The following is an 18724-nucleotide window of genomic DNA, read 5'->3' on the forward strand; positions in this document are numbered from 1 at the left end:
CGTCGGGGGATACCCACATTGCACGAAGGATGACCGGTGTAAAGGGCGTCCGGGGTGAGTGCACACCGCAGTGCCGGACACCTGGCGGTTAGATTGCGGTGATGAATGCAGGCAGGTTCGCCCCGAGCCCCTCGGCGGACCTGCACATCGGAAACCTGCGCACCGCGATACTGGCCTGGTTGTTCGCCCGCTCCACCGGCCGACGATTCGTCATGCGCGTCGACGACCTCGACGACCGCACCTTCGCCGACATCGGCCGGCGACAACTGGAAGACCTCGCGGCGATCGGATTGACCTGGGAGGACGTCGAGTGGCAGTCCGAGCACCCCGAGCGCTACGACGTCGCGATCGCCACGTTGGCCGGGCGTGGTCTCCTCTACGAATGCTATTGCAGCCGAAAGGATATCGCGCAGGCTCCGCGGGCGCCGCACGCGCCGCAGGGGGCCTACCCGGGCACGTGCCGCGAACTCACCGACGCCGAACGCGCCACGCGGCGAGCCGAGACCGGCCGCCCGCCCGCGCTGCGGCTGCGCACCGACGCGATCGTTCACACCGTCCACGACGTACTGCACGGCGACTACACCGGCATCGTCGACGACTTCGTGGTGCGCCGCGGCGACGGTGTGCCCGCCTACAACCTTGCGGTCGTCGTCGATGACGCCGCCCGGGGTGTCGACCAGGTGGTGCGAGGGGACGACCTGCTGCCCTCATCGCCGCGGCAGGCATATCTGGCGCGGATGCTGGGCTACGCCGAGCCCGTGTACGCCCATGTCGCACTGGTACTCAACGAGGACGGCGCCCGGCTGGCCAAACGGGACGGAGCCGTGACCCTGGCCGAGATCGGCGTGCCGCGCGCGCTCGCCCAGATCAGCGAATCGTTGGGCTGGCGGGCTCGCGACGTCGACGGAATGCTCGCCGAGTTCGATCCATCCGCGCTTCCGCGCACCCCGTGGATCTACCGGCCCGACTGATCGCCGCCGCTAACCTACCGCGCCGCCGCCCACCGACCGCGCCGCCGCTAACCTACCGCGCCGAGTGTGGGATCGACACACGCTTACCCGCCGCGAAGCGTGCGGGTAAGCCACGTTCGCGCTAGATGTCTCGGTGTCCCCACGGTGAGCCGTAGGCCGTCAACAGCTCCAGGAACGGCACCGCGTCGAAGGCCTCGGGGCCGAGCACACCACTTCCACTCCAGGCGCCGTTTGCCAGGAGTTCGAGTGCGACAACCGGATTGATCGCGGTCTGCCAAACCACGCATTGATGCCCGTATTCGGCCATCGACCATTCGTTGTCGACGACGTGATACAGGTAGGTCGAGCGCGGGTTGCCGTCCGTGCCCGTCCCCGTCACCCACAGGCCGGCGCATGTCTTCCCGCGCATCTTCGGCCCGAGGGTGGCCGGATCGGGCAGGCACGCGGCCACCACGTCGCGGGGGCTGACCTCGACGCCTCCGACACTGACCTTCTCCGTGCGGTCGAGCCCAAGCTTGTGCAGGGTCTTGAGGACGCCGATGAACTCCTCCCCGAGCCCGTACTTGAACGTCGCGCGTTTGCATTTGACCCAGCGCGGCATCAGCAGCACCTCCTCGTGCTCGACGTTCACACACTCGACCGGGCCGATGCCGTCGGGAAAGTCGAAAACCTCCGGCTCGCTGAAGGGTTCGGTGGTGAACCAGCCCCGGTCGGCCTCCCAGATCACCGGCGGGTTGAGGCACTCCTCGATGGTGGTCCAGATCGAGAACGACGGCGCGAAGTCGTAACCATCGACAGTCAGGTTCGACCCGTCGCGGGTGCCGAGCTCGTCGATCTCGGCGAACAGATGGTCGGCGGCGTAGCGCGCGAACACGTCCGAGAGCCCGGGCTCGACCCCGATGCCGACTAGGGCGAGCCGACCGGCGTCGCGCCAGCGCTGCTCGGCGGCGAACTGCTCGTCGCCGAGCTTGATTCCGGTGAGCGCGTACGGCTGCTCCGGGTGTCGCTGCGACAGGCTCATCGCCATGTCGAGGTAGTCGGCGCCACCGGCCAACGCGCCCTCGAAGATCGGCATCACGAATCGCGGGTCGACGGCGTTCATCACATGGGTGATCCGGTGGGTGCGGATCAACTCGGCGACGGCGTCGGCGGAAGTGGCGTCGATCCGCGCGGAGACAAACCGCGCATCGCCGACCGCGTCGGCGGCCCGCCGGGCGCGAGCCTCGTCGTAGTCGGTGACGACCACCGTCTCGAAGAAGTCGCGCCGTGTCGCGATCGAGCAGAAGGCCGCGCCCACACCGCCGGCACCGATCAGCAGAATCCGCATGGCCTAGAAAGTACGGGATTCGAGGAGAATCCGACCGCGCAGCGACGGTTACTGCATCGAAACCGTCGATCAGGTACTGGTTGAGTAGTACCTGCCGAGGACATCGGCGCGAAGCTCATCGAACTCATTCGCTTCGATGGCCGCGCGGATGCGGTCGACCAGCCGCACCACGAACCGCTCGTTGTGAATGGTGCACAGCGTCGCCGACAGGATCTCCTTGGCCTTGAACAGGTGATGAATGTAGGCCCGGGTGTAGTGGGCGCATGTGTAGCAGTCGCACTCGGCGTCGATCGGGGCGAAGTCCCGGCGGAACCGAGCATTGGTGATGTTGAAGCGGCCGGTGGTCGAGTACACCGCGGCGTTGCGGGCGACCCGCGACGGGGACACGCAGTCGAACGTGTCGGCACCCGCGGCGATCGCGTCGAACAGATCGTCGGGCTCGCTGATGCCCAGTAGGTGACGGGGTTTGTCGACGGGCAGTTCGTCGACCACCCACCCGACGATGGTGGCCAGGTTCTGCTTCTCCAGGGCGCCGCCGATGCCGTACCCGTCGAACCCCAAGCCTTCGGCGGGCCCGGCGTCTTCGCCGATCGACACCAGCCCCCGGGCCGCCTGCCGTCGCAGGTCTTCGTACTGCGCACCCTGCACGATCCCGAACAACGCCTGCCTCGGCTTGTCCGGCCGCGCCGCTTGCTGCCGCCGGTGTTCGGCCAGACAGCGCACCGCCCAGTCGTGCGTCCGCTGCACCGACCGCTCCTGGTATCCGCGGGTGTTGACCAGGGTGGTCAGCTCGTCGAAAGCGAAGATGATGTCGGCGCCGAGCTGATGCTGGATGCGGATCGACACCTCGGGGGTGAACCGGTGGGTGGATCCGTCGAGGTGCGATCGGAACGTCACACCGTCGTCGTCGACGTCGGCCAGTCGCTCCTTGCCTTCGGCGATGATGTCGTCGGCCTGGATGCGCTCGGCGTCCATCGCGAGCACTTTGCGAAAGCCCGCGCCCAGCGACAACACCTGGAAGCCGCCGCTGTCGGTGAACGTCGGACGCGGCCAGTTCATGAACACCGACAATCCGCCGGCCTCGTCGACGATGTCCGGGCCGGGCTGCAGGTACAGGTGATAGGCGTTCGCCAGAAGAGCTTGGGCGCCAAGCTCTTTCATAGTCTCGGGCAGCACCGCCTTGACGGTCGCCTGCGTGCCGACCGGAATGAACGCCGGGGTGCGTATCTCACCGTGCGGGGTGCGGATGACGCCGGTGCGGCCGGCCCGGCCGCGCAATTGGGCGGTGACGCTGAAAAACGGGGCCGACGACTCTTTCGGAGCTGGAGATTTCGGCACGGCCACGCCGTAGATTCTGCACTGTGAGAAATCGGTGGGTGCTGACGTGCTGTGCCGCCGCGATCTTGCTGGCGCCGGCCGCGTGTTCGAGTCCCCCGGATTACGCGCCGCCGAAGGGCGAACTGGTCGCGGGTACGGCACAGATCACGGTCAACGGCAACGACGCGGGCACCACCGACACGGTGCAGTGCGACACGACCGGCTACCTCACCACGATCACCACCGGTGACCAGACATCGGGCGTGACCGCGATGGTTTCGAACAAGGACGATCTGGCCGTCGAGTCGGTCGGGATCAACAACGTCGGCGGCTTCACCGGCAGCTACACGGCCGGGGTGGGCGCAGCGTCCGGGACGGCGGACACCGCCGAGATCACCATGACGGGCCGGACCTACGACATCTCGGGGACAGCCGACGGCTTCAACACCGACAAGCCCAGCTTCCGCGCTTCGGGCACCTTCAGCATCCGGGTGTCCTGCTGAGCAGGCATTGGGGCAGATGATCAATTTTTGCCCGAAACGCTGTTGGCGGGTTTGCCGCGAACCATACTGCTTTCTGATGATCCGATCTTGACGGGTCACACACACAAAGGAGAACAGGGTGAAGCGTGGTTTCCTGGTCGCTGTCGGCGGCGCGGCGATCCTCATCGCCAGTCTGTCCGGCTGTTCCTCGGATGACAAGAAGTCCGAAACATCGGGCGAGACATCGACGGCCGCATCCGCGGAGGGTAAGACCACCGTCACGATCGATGGTCAGGATCAGGCCGTCCAGGGCACCGTGGTGTGCAGCGATATGGGCGGTAACACGAACATCGCGATCGGCGACGCGACCACCGGCATTGGTGCCGTCGTCAGCTCCGGTGATGAGCCGACCGTGCAGTCCGTCGGCCTGGGCAACGTCAACGGCGTGACGCTGGGCTATCAGAGCGGCGCCGGCCAGGGCGAAGCCAAGGCCGAGAAGGACGGCAAGACTTACAAGATCTCCGGCACCGCGACAGGCGTCGACATGGCCAACCCGTTGCAGCCGGTCAACAAGCCTTTCGAGATCGAAGTCACCTGCCCGTAGCCAGGTGATCGAGCGTGAAAGAAGGCGGCGCCCCGACAGGGGCGCCGCCGTTTTTCATCCGGTGTAGCCGGCCGCCGACTGCCGCAGCTGCCAGATCTGCGCCGGGCACAGCTCGTTGACTGCCTGATTGATCAGGTACATGCCCTGGTACTTGTCGGCGGTATGGAAGTCGGCGGTCACCTGGTTGACCAGCTCGCCGTAGCTCATCTTGCCCGCCACCCGGTCGCAGATCGTCCTGCCGTAGCCGATGGCGGCGTCGGCGTTGGGGAAGTTGTATCCCGGTCGCACGTGCACGTTGACCAGATATGCGACCGCGTCGGCGTTTGCCGTCGGAGCGGGGATCATCGCAGCCGCACCCGCGGCGGCGACCAGGGTAACCATCACCGGCTTCATGGCTTAAGAGCCTATTCCGTGTCCACCGTCGACGCGGGGCACTTAGGCTAGCCACCTATGAGGCTCATGGCTGCAGGCGCGCTCGCGTGCGGATTCGTCGCCGCACCACTGATGACCGCCGCGAATGCGCCGGCGTCGCCCGGCTACTGCGACGGCGCCGACTGTGTTCCCTACGTCGACCGCAGCGCGGTGGAGGGCACGCACTGCGTGCAGAACACCCGCTACAACTTCGGAATCGACGCTTCAGGCAACACTCTGGCGTGCAACTCGCGCAGCACCTGGGTCTCGTCGCCTCCGCTGGTCGGTGTCCGCACCAACCGTCTGCCGTGCGGTGACGCGACCGGGGTGGCCCAGACCCCCGACGGCATTCCGCTGAGCTGCAAGGGCGGGGCGTGGACGCCCGACTACCAGGTGATCTTCTACGGCTGACGCTCGGCACGCGCCGTAGGCGAAAGTCTCGGCATCGTCACCGGTTTCGGAGAGCCTGCCGTCGTCGTTCCCGGTGTGATCTGCGCCTCGCTATTGTTTTGAGACCCAACGCGTGTGCGTGGATGCGTGAGGAATCGGGGCAAGCGGGGTACAACCACGGGCGTGGTGATCGATGTGCGTCTGCGACCGGCAGACCCTCTGCGGATCGAGGTCCCGGCCACCGCAGATCGACTGGCACAGATTCGTCGCAATCTCCTCGGATGGATGGAACCGATCGGCGTGCCCGACGTGGTGGGCGCCGATATCGTGCTCGCGGTCAACGAGGCCGCCACCAACTGCGTCGAACACGCCTACCAGGACTGCTCCGACGGTGTGATGGTGGTCGAAGCCAGCGTCGAGGACGGGCGGATAGTGGTCTGTATCTCCGATCACGGGCAGTGGCGAACCCCGAGCACGGAGCCGACGACCCGCGGGCGCGGCCTGCCGATCATCCGCGCGGTGGGCGACGGCGTGGAGGTCAGGCGATCAACGTCGGGCACCACCGTGCGCATCGACTTCGACATGTCCGACACCGATGACCGCGGTCAAGAATTGGGCAGCCGAACCACCTGAACGAAGAACTCGTCGATCTGGCGGACGGCGTTCATGAATTGGTCCAGATCGACGGGCTTGGTGACGTACGCGTTGGCGTGGAGCTTGTAGCTGCGCAGGATGTCTTCCTCTGCCGACGAAGTGGTGAGCACCACGACGGGGATGTGGCTGAGGTCTGCGTCGGACTTGATCTGCTCGAGCAATTGTCTGCCGTCGTATTTCGGCAGGTTCAAATCGAGCAGGATCAGGTCGGGGCGCGGCGCGTCGGCGTACTTGCCTCGGCGGTAGAGGAAGTCGAGCCCCTCCTCGCCGTCGTGCGCGACGTGCAGGGTGTTCTTGATCTTGTTGTGCTCGAAAGCTTCTCGGGTGATCAGTTCGTCACCCGGGTCGTCCTCGACGAGCAACACGTCGATCGCCCGGCCGTCCAGTGTCATGCAGTTGATCCTTCCATTTCGGCCTCGACGGGGTCGTCGACGACGCAGGGAATGGTGAAGCGGAACCTGGTGCCCTCGGCGTGGCCGGTGTCGATCCAGATGTTACCGCCGTGGTGCTCGACAATCTTCTTGCACAGCGCGAGGCCGATCCCCGTTCCGGTGTAGACCTCGCGGCCGTGCAGCCGCTGAAAGATCACGAAGACCTTCTCGGCGAACTCCTCGGGTATGCCGATCCCGTTGTCGGTGACCGTGAACACCCAGGAGCCCTCACGTGTGCCGTCGCCGACCGCGCAGTCGATGACGATTCGCGGCGTGGCGTCGGGTCTGCGAAACTTCACCGCGTTGCCGATCAGGTTCTGCCACAGCATCGTCAGCAGCGTCGGGTCGCCCTTGACGGTGGGCAGCGGCTCTCCCGTACGGACCACCTCGGCGCCCGATTCCTCGATCGAGGCGGCCAGGTTCTCGATCGCGTCGGCCAGCACGGCATCGAGGTCGACGTCGGTTTCGGTCGCGCTGAGCCTGCCGACGCGGGAGAACGTGAGCAGGTCGTTGATCAGCACCTGCATGCGCTTGGCGCCGTCGACCGCGAAGCGGATGTATTCGACGCCGCGCTCGTCGAGCTTGTCGCCGTAGCGCTTCTCGATCAGCTGGCAAAACGAGGCCACCTTGCGCAGCGGCTCCTGCAGGTCGTGTGACGCGACATAGGCGAACTGTTCCAGTTCGGCGTTCGACCGTTGCAGTTCCAGCGCCTGCTCGCCGAGCTGCTCCCTGGCCGACCGCGACGCCGCCAGCTCGTCGACGATGCGTTGCCTCATGTCCTCCACATCCGACGCGATGGCTTGGATGTCGCGCGGGCCGTTCACCGAGATCTTCTCGTCGAAGTTGCCCTCGGTGATCCTGCGGCACGCCGCAGCCAGCCGCTCCAGTGGCCGCGTGACGGCCTTGCGGACCAGCACCGCGAGCACAATCCCCGCGACGAGGAACGCCACGACGATCGCGATCAACAGCGTGTCTCGCCAGGTCTGAACCGAGGCGAGCTCGTCGACCGCATCCTGGCGGGCCTGTGCCAGATCGCGGTTCTGAGCGTCGAACAGCACGCGCAGCTCGTCGAACCCCTCTTTTCCCCGCTGGGCGGTGGCGGCGTCCAGAACCTTCGGCACCCCGGGTGTCACCGAGGCGATCAGCGGGTCGGCGTAGGTCGAGCGCCACTCGGCCGCGGCGTTTTCGATCGCCTCCAGGTCGCCGAGGAGCTTCTCCCGGTGGCCGATCCCGTCGCGGATCTGGCGCGCCGCCTCATTTTGGACCTGCTGGCCCTCGAAGTAGGGGTCGAGGAATTGGAGATCGGCGGCGATGGCATATCCGCGGACGGCCGTCTCCTGGTCGCGTAGGGCCGCCTGCAGTTGATAGGCCGCCACGCGGGCGGGCTGGATGCCCAGGTTCAGCTCGCGCGAGACTTCGTCGGTCCGGTTCAACAGCAGGGCGCCGACGATCGCGCCACCGATGACCACCACGCCCATCAAGGACAGCACGAGATTCTGCCAGCCCTGAACCGTCAGGCGTGCTCTCATCCGGTGAGTGTCCGCTCCACCCGCACCACCGCGATGTCGTCGCTGATGCCGCCGACCGATTGCGCGCGGCGCTCGACGTCGTCGATCAGGGCGGTGACGAACTCGCGACCGGGAAGGTGCGCGTAGCCCCTGGCCACTTCGAGCAGTCCCGCCTCGCCGAGGCGTTCGGTTCCGCGACCGGAGCGACCCTCGAACAATCCGTCGGTCAGCAGCACCAGGCCGTACCCCGGCGGCAGTTCGAAGAGGTTCAGCGGCCACTCGTGGCCGTACAGACCGAGCGCAGGGCCGACCCGCGGTTCGAGCCACTCCACGGTGTTCTTTCCGTGCAACAACATGCCCGGATGACCGGCCGAGACGACGTTGAAGCTGAGGTTGTCCGTGGACATCGCGACGCTGATCACCGTCGCGAAGATGCTCGATCCCGGCCGTTCGGTGCTCAGGATCCGTTCCAACTGGCGCATGCGTTCGTTGCCCCGCAACCCGGCGAACGTCAGCGCGCGCCAGCCGATCCGCAGCGCCACGCCGAGCGCTGCCTCGTCGGGTCCGTGTCCGGCCACGTCACCGACCATCACGTGCAGTGTGCGGTCGGGCGTCTGCACGAAGTCGTAGAAGTCACCGCCGAGAAGTGCGTGCTGACGGCTGGGCCGGTACTCGGCGACGATGTCGATTCCGGGTTGGTCCAAGAGCAGCGGCGACGGCAGGAGGCCACGTTCGAGGCGAGCGTTTTCCATCGCGCGCAGCTCGCTGGCGTGCAATTCCACCGATGTCAGCTCCGCGCGTTTACGCTCCACCGCGTAGAGCAGCGCGCGACGGAGCGTCTCGGGTTCGACACGACCCTTGACGAGGTAGTCCTGGGCGCCGGCGGCGACGGCCGAGATGCCGAAGTGCTCGTCGTTGAGGCCGGTCAACACGACGATCGGCATCGTGATGTCGCGCCTGGCCACGCGGTCGAGGGCCTTGATGCCGTCGGCGTCGGGAAGGTTCAAATCCAGCAGCACGCAGTCGGGGCGGGAAACCTCGAGATGCTGTTCGGCGTCCTCCATCGAGGGTGCCCACACGACGCTGATGTTGGCGTCGGCGTCGGCGATCAACTCCTCGACCAGGATGGCGTCACCGCGGTCGTCCTCGACAAGCAGCACCGAAAAAGGGCGAAGCCGAGCACTACCACCGGCCGAGGCCGAGGGGTCCTGGTCATGAAGCGCGCGCATATACCAATTCTCTCGGTTTGGTCACCGCGGTCGCCTCGACCTCTGCTTCAGTGACAGATCCTGACAATAGTGCCTGAATCGTTGTGGCGGTGGCGGAGGGATTTGAACCCTCGGACGGGGGTTACCCGTCACACGCTTTCGAGGCGTGCTCCTTAGGCCGCTCGGACACGCCACCGTGTGGCAGCTTACCGGGCGCGCACCGGTCTACTCCAATCGCTGCCGGGAGAAGAACGCCTCCAGCGGCGCCGCGCATTCGTCGGCCAGCACACCGCCGCGCACCTGGGGGCGGTGTGTCAGGCGCCTGTCGCGCACCACATCCCATAGCGACCCGACGGCCCCGGTCTTGGGTTCCCAGGCGCCGAACACCACCCGCGCCACCCGCGCCATCACCAACGCGCCGGCGCACATGGTGCAGGGTTCGACGGTGACCGCCAGGGTGGTCCCCTCCAACCGCCAGCCGTCTCCCAGCACCGCCGCGGCGGCCCGGATCGCGAGGATCTCCGCGTGCGCGGTGGGGTCGCCGAGGGCTTCGCGCTCATTGGCGGCGCGGGCGAGTTCGGTGCCGTCGGCTGAGACGACGACCGCCCCGATCGGCACGTCGCGCGGACCTGCGGTGCGGGCAGCCGCGAGGGCTGCGCGGATCAGCGCCTCATCATCGGGGGTCATCGGGGACCGTGCGCAATCACCGACCCATGCGGTCGAGTACTGCCGACAACTCGTCGGCGAAGCCCATCTCGCGCGCGATGCGGCCGAGTTGTTCGTCGGCGTAGAGGTCGGATTCGTCGAGAATCACGCCGAGCACGGCCTCGGGCAGCCCGATGTCGGAGAGCAGACCCAGGTCGCCCTCCTCGAACGGTTCGGCCTCCTCGAGTTCCTCGGGCTCGATGTCGGCGTCGAGCATCTCCAATGCCTCCGCCGCGATGTCGTAATCCAGCGCGGCGGTGGCATCCGACAGGAACAGCCGTGCCCCCGAGGGGGCGGGCCGCACGATGACGAAGAACTCGTCGTCGATGTCCAGCAGCCCGAAGACCGCTCCGGCACTGCGGATTTCGCGCAGCTCCCGCTCCGCGTCGGTGAGACTGGTCAGGGCAGCCTTGTGCATCGGCGCGCATCGCCACTTGCCGTCCTCGCGGACGACAGCGACGCCGAAGCCGTCGGGAGTGTCCGTGGACTGCTCCCGCGCCTGTGCACGCTGTGCTCCCATGTCGGCCTACGGTAGTCGCCGACCATGTCGTTTTCCATGCCCATTTGCATGCCCTCACCCCTCCTTTCCGCTCCTGACGTCGGGCGATGGCACCCGATATGCCAACCTTGGGAGGTGACCAACACCCCGATTTGCGTGCTCGGCCTCGGGCTGATCGGCGGCTCGGTCATGCGCGCCGCAGCGGCCGCCGGACGCGAGGTGTACGGCTACAACCGGTCACTGGAGGGCGTGGCGGCCGCGACTGGCGACGGGTTCGACGCCACCGAGGACCTCGACGCCGTGCTGAAGCGGGCGGCGGCCGACAACGCCCTGATCGTGCTGGCGGTGCCGGTACCAGCTCTGGGCCAGATGCTCGGCCACATCCGCGACACCGCCCCGGAATGTCCGCTGACCGACGTGACGAGCGTGAAAACCGCTGTGCTGCAGGAGGTCCAGACATACGATCTGCTGGAGCGATTCGTCGGCGGTCACCCGATGGCGGGCACCGCGCACTCGGGTTGGGCGGCAGGCAACGCGCGGTTGTTCGTCGACGCGCCGTGGGTCATCTCCGTCGACGATCATGTCGACCCGCAGGTCTGGACGCTGGTCATGAACCTGGCGCTGGACTGCGGCGCGTTCGTCGTCCCGGCCCGCTCGGACGAACACGATGCGGCCGCCGCGACGATCTCCCATCTGCCCCACCTGCTGGCCGAAGCGCTCGCCGCCACCGCCGGTGAGGTGCCGCTGGCGTTCGCGCTGGCGGCCGGGTCGTTTCGCGACGGCACCCGCGTGGCCGCCACCGCACCGGACCTGGTGCGTGCGATGTGCGAAGCCAACGCCGACGAACTGCTGCCGGTGTTGGACCGCACGCTCGAGCTGCTCTCCACTGCCCGCGATGCACTCGCCGCGCACGACCCGCTGACCGAACTCGTCGACTCCGGGCACGCCGCCCGGACTCGCTATGACAACTTCGGCAGGCCCGAGATCGTCACGATCGTCGTCGGCGAAGAGCGGTGGCGCGAGGAGCTGGCCGCGGCCGGCCGCGCCGGCGGGGTGATCAGATCCGCTCTGCCAACCCCGGGTAGTCGAGGATGAACCCGTCCGAGTCGACGCTGATCGTGGTTTCGGCGACGGGCGAGTGCAGCTTGATGCCGTCCTCGGCGCTGCTGTAGCTGATCACCGCCGTCTCCACCGACAGGTCCGGCAGCCGCACGTACACCACCGGACAGCTGATCGATTCCGACCGCTGGTACAGCCCGGTACGACGGATCGGCAGGGCGTTGAAGAACGGGCTGAAGATGACGTCGACGTCCAGCGCGCCGTCGTACGCGGAGCGGCGTGACTCGCCGGTGTGCTGCTGAACCAGCCACATGTTCTCTTCGTCGCGGGCGATCGACAGCTGCCGTTCCCGCTCGGCGAGGGTGACGGTCATCGACAGCCGCTTGGTGCCACCGGACTCGTCGGTCACCAAGTTGTAGGAAGCGGAGAACGCCGGGTGAGACGGCGTCGCGGCGGCCACGATCCGCCCGTACGCCTTGATGCGGTTGCCCGAAACATGCACCCGGACCGATTCCATCCGCGGGACGCCGTGCGCCCGCCACGTCAGGATCGCCGGCCATGTCTTCTCGGAGGCGCCTGCTTCACTCACCCCTATACCGTATGCGAAGGGTCCCCTCGTTCGTAACGTGCTCCGCCGTTGCTTTTCCGGTCGCGGTGTGCTGTTGCGAGGGGACGGGATTCGAGGGCGACTTCGTCGCCGAGGAACGGCTGGGGCATCCGCCGCCGGCCCCGCAGCCGCCCGGTTCCCGGCACCGAGGCCCATACCGCGAACGCGAGCACGGCGTCGAGCAGCAACGCCAACGCCGTCACCATCAGCGCGCCGACCAAGGCCAGATGGAACTGGCGCACCTTGATGCCGTCGATCAGATAGCGGCCCAGCCCACCGAGACTGGCGTACGCGGCGACCGTCGCGGTGGCCACGATCTGCAGCGTGGCGGTCCGCAGTCCGCCCAGGATCAACGGCAGCGCGATGGGCGTCTCCACCCGCAGCAGGATGCGTCGTTCGGTCATCCCCATCGAACGGGCGGCGTCGACGACCGTGCGGTCCACATTGGCGATGCCGGCATAGGTGCCCGCCAGCAGCGGCGGAATGCCCAGCAGCATGAGCGCGACGGTCGGCGGTACCAGACCGAGCCCCCACAGCAGCACGCCGAGCAGCAGCACACCGAGCGTGGGCAGCGCGCGCAACGCGTTGACACCGGTGACGACGATGAAGGTCCCCCGGCCGGTGTGGCCGATCAGCATCCCGACCGGAATGGCGATGAGCGCCGAGAACAACAGCGCGACCACCGTGTACTCGAGGTGTTCGAGCGTGCGGGCGAGCAGCCCGGCCGGCCCGCCCCAGTGGGCCGCGGTGAACAGGTAGGACAGGGCCTCCTGCAGGAACCCCATCGGGCCCGTCACGACGCCGCCCTGAGCCGGCGCCACACGGGCACCCCGCGGGTCGCGCGTGTCCAGGGTGTGAGCGCCTTACCGACCATCATGATGAGGGTGTCGATGACGATCGCCAGCACGAAGATCGCGATGATGCCCGCGACGATCTGGTCGCTTTTGTTGGCCTGGTAGCCCTCGGTGAACCAGGTGCCCAGGCCGCCGATGCCGATCACCGACCCGACCGACACCATGGAGATGTTGGTGACGGCGACCACGCGCAAGCTGGCGATCAGGACCGGAACAGCCAGGGGCAGTTCGACTTTCACCATCCGGGTCAAGGGTCGGTACCCGACGGCCGTCGCGGCGTCGAGCACCGTCGGCGACACCGCGTCCAACGCCTCGGGCACCGCCCGCACCAGCAGGGCGACGGTGTAGAGCGTCAGCGCCACGATGACGTTCGCCTCGTCGAGGATGCGCGTGGGGATGATCAGCGGCAGGACCACGAACAGCGCCAGCGACGGGATGGTGAAGACGATGCTGGCGGTGACCGTGGTCAGGCGTCGCACCGTGGTGGTGCGCTGAATCGCGGCGCCCACCGGAACGGCGATGATCAGCCCGAGCACGATGGGGATCAGCGACAGGCGCAGATGGATCACCGTCAGCGCCCACAGGTCGTCGAGGTGCGTCAGCAGATAGCGCATCCGCTAGCCCAACTCCGGGACCCGGCGTTGCTTGTCGAGTTCGGCCAGCACGTCCTCTGCGGCCACGCCGCCGATCAGTCGGCCATCGTGGTCCACGGCGACCCCCAGCCCGCTCGGCGAGGACAGCGCGGCGTCGAGCGCGTTGCGCAGCGACCCGTCCGGCCGGAACAGCGAACCACCGCCGATCGTGCTGTCGTAGAGCGACTTTCCGGTGCGTCGCAAGGCCACGCCGTCAGCGTTGATCCACGCGTACGGTTTCCCGTCGTCCTTGGTGACCAGCTTCCAGTCGCCGGGACCCAAATCGAGCGCTTCGACATCGTTTTCGTCGACGTGGCCGATGTCGTGCAGCGGCAGTCCCGACGCGTGGAAGAACTGCAGACCGCGGTATCCGCGGTCTGCGCCGACGAACGCCGCCACCTCCTCGTTGGCCGGATTGGACAGGACGAACGCCGGTTCGCCGTACTGCTGCAGCACCCCGCCGCGGCCGAACACCGCGACGCGGTCACCGAGCTTGACCGCCTCGTCGATGTCGTGGGTGACGAAGACGATGGTCTTGCGCAGTTCGCTTTGTAGGCGGGCGATTTCGGCCTGAAGGTCCTCACGCACGACGGGGTCGACGGCGCTGAACGGTTCGTCCATCAACAAGATCGGCGGGTCGCCCGCCAGTGCCCGCGCCACACCGACACGCTGCTGTTGGCCGCCGGACAGTTGCGCCGGATAGCGGTCGGCGAGCTTGGGGTCCAGACCCACGCGTTCCATCACCTCGAGTGCGGATCGGCGTGCGCTGCGCCGGGATTCACCCCGCAACACCGGGACGGTTGCGACGTTGTCGACCACCCGCAAATGCGGCATGAGCCCCGCGCTCTGGATCACATAACCGATGCAGAGCCTCAGGTTGACCGGGTCCACCTTGGTGACGTCGCGTCCGTCGACGGTCAGGGTGCCCGAACTGGGCTCGATCATCCGGTTGATCATCCGCATCGACGTGGTCTTGCCGCATCCCGACGGGCCGACGAAGACCGTCAATGTGCCCTCGGGCACCTCGAGGGTGAGGTCGTCGACCGCGACGGTGCCGTCCGGATACCGCTTGGTGACGTTCGAGAAGCTGATCATGATTGTCCGCTCTTCGCGCGAGCGCTCATCGTGTTTGTCTGCTCTTCGCGCAAGCGCTCATCGCTTCTGCACCGGTTCGTCGAATCCGTTGTCCGCGATCCACTTCTGCGCCGCTTCGTCGGGGTCGATGCCGCGGTTTCCCTCGACCGAGGTGTTGAGCGCGATCAGGGCCTCGGTGGTGAGCTTCGCGCTGACCGCGTCGAGCACGGTCTTCAGTTCGTTCGACATCTTCTGCGATGCGACCAGCGGCACGACATTGGCGGCCAGAAACACGTTCTCGGGGTCCTCGAGCACGACGAGGTTGCTCTGTTCGATCGCAGGCGAAGTGCTGAAGATATTGGCGGCGGTGATCGCCCCGCTGTTGAGCGCCTGCACCGTCGCCGGGCCGCCGCCGTCGCTGATGGCGACGAAGTTCGCCGGCGCGATGTCGAGGCCATACCGTTCCTTGAGGCCCACCAGGCCGGTGACGCGCGTCTGAAACTCCGATGGCGCACCGACTTTCACCTCCCCGGGGTGCTCGGCGAGATCGCCGATGGTTCTCAGGTTCCATCGCTGCGCGGTCGCCTCGGTCACCGCGAGGGTGTCCTTGTCCTCCGCCGGAGACGGATACAGGATGGACAGGTCCCCGGGCAGCACCTTGAGCAGTGCGAGCAGGACCGCATCGGGGGTGGTGGCGGTGGTGTCCTCGTCGAAGTACTGCAGCAGGTTGCCCGTGTACTCGGGGATGAGGTCGATCGAGTGGTCCTGCACGGCGGGGATGTACGTCTCACGGCTGCCGATCCCGAACTGACGGCGCACCGTGAAGCCGTTGGCCTCCAGCGCCTGGGCGTAGATCTCGCCGATGATCTTGGACTCCGTGAAGTCGGCGGACCCGACCGCGATCGTCTTGAGGTCACCGGAGATCTCACCGCCGCCGAGGGGGTTCGAGCTTCCGCAAGCCGCGCCCATCAGGACCGCGAGAACCGTCACCACCACGACGAACGGCACGCGCCGACGTCGCGGCATCGAGGTCATGAATCCGACAGTATCGGCATCGCCGCAGCTACGCGCGATTTGTCTGGCCGGTGATTCGACCGTCCACGTCAAATACCGTTTGTCGCGGACCGGAAGGGGCAAACTTGGAACCATGAGCACCGATCCGTATGGGGCCTCACCGCCGAACGAACCGGAACCCTACGGTCCGCCCAACCCCGGGCCGCCGGTTCCGCCGACGGACGGTGAGACGGCCGATCGCACGTCACCGTCGGTGAAGAAGGTCCATTTCACCCGCGCGGCGGCGCTGTGGTCGGCGGTCATCGCGGGTTTCCTCATCCTGATCCTGCTGCTGATATTCATCGCGCAGAACACCGAGTCGACCGAGTTCGCCTTCCTCGGTTGGCACTGGTTCATGCCGCGCGGTGTGGCGATTCTGTTCGCCGCGGTATGCGGCGGCCTGATCACGGCGCTGGCGGGCGCAGCGCGCATGGTCCAACTGCGTCGCGCCGCCAAGAAGAACTACAAGGCCGCGCTTCGGTAGCCTCCGCTACCGGATCGACTCGAGTCCGGCGTCGATCAACGGGGCGACCGCGTCGTCGACCATCGTGACGAAGTCCGACGGCGCACCGCCCACTCTCCCGCGGTAGGCGATACCCGCCGCGATGATCGCCAGCTTGAAGTACGCCAGACCCATGTAGAACTCCCAGTGGTCCAGCGGCTGACCCGAGGCCACCGAATACCGTTGCGCGAGTTGGTCTGCCGGCGGGATCAGCGGTGACGCCCACGCGGCGTCGGCATGCACGAGGTTGAACATCGGGTGGCGGTACACGCACATCAGGGCGGCATCGCTGATGGGATCGCCCAGGGTCGACATCTCCCAGTCCAACACCGCGAGCACCTTGGTCCCGTCGTCGGCGTCGAGCATGGTGTTGTCGATGCGGTAGTCGCCGTGCACGATCGCGCTGCGGCTCTGCGCTGGGATCGCCTCCCCGAGCGCGGTGTGCAGCCGCTTGACGTCGCCGTCTCGTTCGTCCCCTTGACCGTTGCGGTCGCGGCGTACCAGCTCCCACTGGCCGCCCCAGCGCTTCACTTGGCGCTCGAGGTATCCGGTCGGCTTGCCGAAGTCGCCGAGGCCGACCTCCTCGGGGTCCAGGGCGTGCAGATCGGCGAGCACCTTGATCAACGCGTCGACACAGGCTTCGATGTCGGCCTTGTCGCCGAGAGCCTCGAGTTCCTCGGTGTGCCGGATGACCCGGCCCGGCACGTAGTCGACCATCTGGAAGGGCGCGCCGAGCACCGAGTCGTCGTTGCGCATGGTCACCGCGCGGGGGACGGGCACGGCGGTGTTCTGCAACGCCGAGATCACCTTGTACTCGCGGGCCATGTCGTGCGCCGACGGCGTCAGACCGTGCAGCGGGGGCCTGCGCAGCACCCACTTCGATTGGTCATCGCACACCAGGAACGTCAGATTGCTGCGGCCACCGGAGATCAACTCGGCGCGCAGGTCACCGGAGCGGGCGATGCCCTCCGAACGCAGATGACGGTCGAGGGCGTCGAGGTCGAGCCCTTCCAGCGGAGCGGCCATTGGAAATGTCTACCACTGCTGATTTCTGGGCAGCAGGTCCCATACGTGCTCGGTGGAGTTGACGCCCGCGACGAAGAACGTCTCACGCGAGGACGACCACAACAGCCGGGTGATACCGGCGTAGTCGACCTGCACGCACAGCAGGCGCTCGGTTCCCATCACGTCGTGGACCAGGGCGTTGATGACGCCTCCGTGGCTGAACAACGCGACGGTGTCCTCGCGCTCGGCGGCCTTGACGATGTCGTGGGCCCCGGCCTTCACCCGGGCGATGAACGCCGACTGGTCGACGCCGCTGGGCAACTCACCGTTGGCGAGGCGGCGCATGTCCTCTTCGGAGATCTCCTCGACCGGCGTGTAGTGCGAGAGGTCGCGGTCGTATTCGGCCAGCCGGTTGTCGATGTCGATCGACAGTCCGAGCGCCTCGGCGACCGGCTCGGCGGTCTGGATCGCGCGCTTCTGCGGGCTGCTCACCAACCGTGAGATGGGAAACCGAGCCAGCGCGTCGGGCAGGCGTTTGGCCTGTTCGATGCCCTCTTCGGAGAGGTCGGGATCGGAGCCCTGCCCCGGCTCGCTACGGAGCGGCAAAGCGTGTCGAATGATGAGCAACTGCACCGTGCCACCATATGGCCATGCGTACCGACAGGGATTTTGCAGCCGAACTCTTCGATCTTTCCGACCGCGTCGTGCTGGTCACCGGCGGTAGCCGCGGGTTGGGCAAGGAGATGGCGATGGCCGCCGCGCGATGCGGCGCGGACGTCGTGATCGCCAGCCGCAAATACGACTCGTGTGTGGCGACGGCCGAGGAGATCACCGCCGCGACCGGCCGCGCCGCACTGCCCTACCAGGTGCATGTGGGGCGCTGGGATGAGCTCGACGGGCTGGTCGATGCGGCCTACGAGCGGTTCGGCAAGGTCGACGTGCTGGTCAACAACGCGGGGATGTCGCCGCTGTACGAGTCGCTTCCCTCGGTCACCGAGAAGCTCTTCGATTCGGTGATCAACCTGAACCTCAAGGGCCCGTTCCGGTTGTCCGCGCTGGTCGGTGAGCGCATGGTCGCCGACGGCGGCGGCTCGATCGTCAACGTGAGCTCGAGCGGTTCGCGCCGTCCCCGCCCCGAGCAGCTTCCCTACTCGGCGGCAAAGGCGGGCCTCAACGCGCTGACCGAGGGGCTGGCGCTGGCCTACGGCCCGACGGTGCGGGTCAACACGCTGATGCCGGGCCCGTTCCTGACCGATATCAGCAAGGCCTGGGACATCCCCGCGACGCAGAAGGGCGCGCAGCACTTCGCGTTGCAGCGCCTTGGTGAGCCGCCCGAGATCATCGGCGCCGCATTGTATTTGATGTCCGACGCGTCGAGCTACACGTCGGGTTCGATCATCCGCGTCGACGGCGGCATGCCCTGACCTTCTT

23 protein-coding genes and 1 tRNA gene are annotated in these 18724 nt (G+C 67.1%); 8 read left to right on the plus strand and 16 right to left on the minus strand.

The window, feature by feature from the left end; translation table 11 throughout:
• Positions 1–101 precede the first annotated feature (101 nt).
• Positions 102–971: a tRNA glutamyl-Q(34) synthetase GluQRS gene (gene gluQRS, locus AU198_RS08110; protein ID WP_197416062.1), complete on the plus strand. Its 870-nt coding sequence runs from the start codon at positions 102–104 to the stop codon at positions 969–971.
• 121 nt (positions 972–1092) lie between these two features.
• Here the strand turns inward: gluQRS and AU198_RS08115 are convergent, their stop codons facing one another.
• Both AU198_RS08115 and tgt read right to left on the minus strand, forming a co-directional pair.
• The gene (locus tag AU198_RS08115; protein ID WP_064347405.1) at positions 1093–2298 is read right to left on the minus strand and encodes a saccharopine dehydrogenase family protein; all 1206 of its coding nucleotides are present in this window, start codon (positions 2296–2298) and stop codon (positions 1093–1095) included.
• A gap of 69 nt (positions 2299–2367) precedes the next feature.
• On the minus strand, positions 2368–3642 hold the full coding sequence (gene tgt / locus AU198_RS08120) for a tRNA guanosine(34) transglycosylase Tgt (protein WP_064347407.1): 1275 nt from the start codon (positions 3640–3642) through the stop codon (positions 2368–2370).
• 17 nt (positions 3643–3659) lie between these two features.
• Here tgt and AU198_RS08125 point away from each other — a divergent pair, with 17 nt between their 5' ends.
• Positions 3660–4118 carry a lipoprotein LpqH gene (locus AU198_RS08125; RefSeq protein WP_064347409.1) on the plus strand — a complete coding sequence of 153 codons (459 nt, stop codon included), beginning with the start codon at positions 3660–3662 and terminating at the stop codon, positions 4116–4118.
• Positions 4119–4236: 118 nt separating this feature from the next.
• On the plus strand, positions 4237–4701 hold the full coding sequence (locus AU198_RS08130; RefSeq protein ID WP_064347411.1) for a lipoprotein LpqH: 465 nt from the start codon (positions 4237–4239) through the stop codon (positions 4699–4701).
• Positions 4702–4755: 54 nt separating this feature from the next.
• Here the strand turns inward: AU198_RS08130 and AU198_RS08135 are convergent, their stop codons facing one another.
• On the minus strand, positions 4756–5094 hold the full coding sequence (locus AU198_RS08135) for a DUF732 domain-containing protein (protein ID WP_064347413.1): 339 nt from the start codon (positions 5092–5094) through the stop codon (positions 4756–4758).
• Positions 5095–5151: 57 nt separating this feature from the next.
• Here AU198_RS08135 and AU198_RS08140 point away from each other — a divergent pair, with 57 nt between their 5' ends.
• Positions 5152–5523 (plus strand): hypothetical protein, encoded by a 372-nt coding sequence (locus tag AU198_RS08140; RefSeq protein ID WP_064347416.1) that lies wholly within the window; start codon positions 5152–5154, stop codon positions 5521–5523.
• A 162-nt stretch (positions 5524–5685) separates the two neighbouring features.
• On the plus strand, positions 5686–6135 hold the full coding sequence (locus AU198_RS08145) for an ATP-binding protein (protein WP_064347418.1): 450 nt from the start codon (positions 5686–5688) through the stop codon (positions 6133–6135).
• On the opposite strand, the gene AU198_RS08150 is transcribed toward AU198_RS08145, so the two are convergent.
• From AU198_RS08150 to AU198_RS08175, 6 genes are all read right to left on the minus strand, one after another.
• Positions 6108–6548 (minus strand): response regulator, encoded by a 441-nt coding sequence (locus tag AU198_RS08150; protein WP_064347421.1) that lies wholly within the window; start codon positions 6546–6548, stop codon positions 6108–6110. The two genes, AU198_RS08145 and AU198_RS08150, sit on opposite strands and share 28 nt — an antisense overlap.
• Positions 6545–8116 (minus strand): sensor histidine kinase, encoded by a 1572-nt coding sequence (locus AU198_RS08155; RefSeq protein ID WP_064347423.1) that lies wholly within the window; start codon positions 8114–8116, stop codon positions 6545–6547. The genes AU198_RS08150 and AU198_RS08155 overlap by 4 nt, the downstream gene beginning before the upstream one ends.
• Positions 8113–9324 carry a PP2C family protein-serine/threonine phosphatase gene (locus tag AU198_RS08160; RefSeq protein WP_082690921.1) on the minus strand — a complete coding sequence of 404 codons (1212 nt, stop codon included), beginning with the start codon at positions 9322–9324 and terminating at the stop codon, positions 8113–8115. The genes AU198_RS08155 and AU198_RS08160 overlap by 4 nt, the downstream gene beginning before the upstream one ends.
• 84 nt (positions 9325–9408) lie before the next feature.
• A tRNA-Ser gene (locus tag AU198_RS08165) sits at positions 9409–9499 on the minus strand.
• 29 nt (positions 9500–9528) lie between these two features.
• Positions 9529–9990: a nucleoside deaminase gene (locus tag AU198_RS08170; RefSeq protein ID WP_064347425.1), complete on the minus strand. Its 462-nt coding sequence runs from the start codon at positions 9988–9990 to the stop codon at positions 9529–9531.
• A gap of 16 nt (positions 9991–10006) precedes the next feature.
• On the minus strand, positions 10007–10528 hold the full coding sequence (locus AU198_RS08175) for a tRNA adenosine deaminase-associated protein (protein WP_064347428.1): 522 nt from the start codon (positions 10526–10528) through the stop codon (positions 10007–10009).
• A 129-nt stretch (positions 10529–10657) separates the two neighbouring features.
• Here AU198_RS08175 and AU198_RS08180 point away from each other — a divergent pair, with 129 nt between their 5' ends.
• Positions 10658–11602 carry a prephenate dehydrogenase gene (locus AU198_RS08180; protein ID WP_064347542.1) on the plus strand — a complete coding sequence of 315 codons (945 nt, stop codon included), beginning with the start codon at positions 10658–10660 and terminating at the stop codon, positions 11600–11602.
• On the opposite strand, the gene AU198_RS08185 is transcribed toward AU198_RS08180, so the two are convergent.
• The 5 genes from AU198_RS08185 to AU198_RS08205 are packed head-to-tail and all read right to left on the minus strand — an operon-like array spanning position 11565 to position 15759.
• A complete protein-coding gene (locus tag AU198_RS08185) occupies positions 11565–12155 on the minus strand; it encodes a putative glycolipid-binding domain-containing protein (RefSeq protein WP_064347430.1) in 591 nt (196 codons plus the stop codon). The two genes, AU198_RS08180 and AU198_RS08185, sit on opposite strands and share 38 nt — an antisense overlap.
• Before the next feature lie 2 nt (positions 12156–12157).
• On the minus strand, positions 12158–12958 hold the full coding sequence (locus AU198_RS08190) for an ABC transporter permease (RefSeq protein ID WP_064347544.1): 801 nt from the start codon (positions 12956–12958) through the stop codon (positions 12158–12160).
• Between the two features lie 8 nt (positions 12959–12966).
• On the minus strand, positions 12967–13641 hold the full coding sequence (locus AU198_RS08195) for an ABC transporter permease (protein WP_064347433.1): 675 nt from the start codon (positions 13639–13641) through the stop codon (positions 12967–12969).
• A 3-nt stretch (positions 13642–13644) separates the two neighbouring features.
• Positions 13645–14754 carry an ABC transporter ATP-binding protein gene (locus AU198_RS08200; RefSeq protein ID WP_064347435.1) on the minus strand — a complete coding sequence of 370 codons (1110 nt, stop codon included), beginning with the start codon at positions 14752–14754 and terminating at the stop codon, positions 13645–13647.
• Between the two features lie 57 nt (positions 14755–14811).
• Positions 14812–15759: an ABC transporter substrate-binding protein gene (locus AU198_RS08205; protein WP_156431530.1), complete on the minus strand. Its 948-nt coding sequence runs from the start codon at positions 15757–15759 to the stop codon at positions 14812–14814.
• A 121-nt stretch (positions 15760–15880) separates the two neighbouring features.
• On the opposite strand from AU198_RS08205, the gene AU198_RS08210 reads away from it, so the two are divergent.
• The gene (locus tag AU198_RS08210; RefSeq protein ID WP_064347437.1) at positions 15881–16270 is read left to right on the plus strand and encodes a LapA family protein; all 390 of its coding nucleotides are present in this window, start codon (positions 15881–15883) and stop codon (positions 16268–16270) included.
• A 6-nt stretch (positions 16271–16276) separates the two neighbouring features.
• Here AU198_RS08210 and AU198_RS08215 read toward each other — a convergent pair whose 3' ends face one another.
• Positions 16277–17314 carry a phosphotransferase family protein gene (locus tag AU198_RS08215; RefSeq protein WP_064347438.1) on the minus strand — a complete coding sequence of 346 codons (1038 nt, stop codon included), beginning with the start codon at positions 17312–17314 and terminating at the stop codon, positions 16277–16279.
• 9 nt (positions 17315–17323) lie between these two features.
• Positions 17324–17926 (minus strand): histidine phosphatase family protein, encoded by a 603-nt coding sequence (locus AU198_RS08220; protein WP_064347440.1) that lies wholly within the window; start codon positions 17924–17926, stop codon positions 17324–17326.
• Positions 17927–17943: 17 nt separating this feature from the next.
• Between AU198_RS08220 and AU198_RS08225 the strand changes: the two genes are divergently transcribed.
• Entirely contained in the window at positions 17944–18717 is a 774-nt protein-coding gene (locus AU198_RS08225; protein WP_064347547.1) for an SDR family NAD(P)-dependent oxidoreductase, read from the plus strand.
• Positions 18718–18724: the final 7 nt, after the last annotated feature.

Origin of the sequence: Mycobacterium sp. GA-1199 (assembly GCF_001500045.1) — a bacterium.
GTDB lineage: Bacteria > Actinomycetota > Actinomycetes > Mycobacteriales > Mycobacteriaceae > Mycobacterium.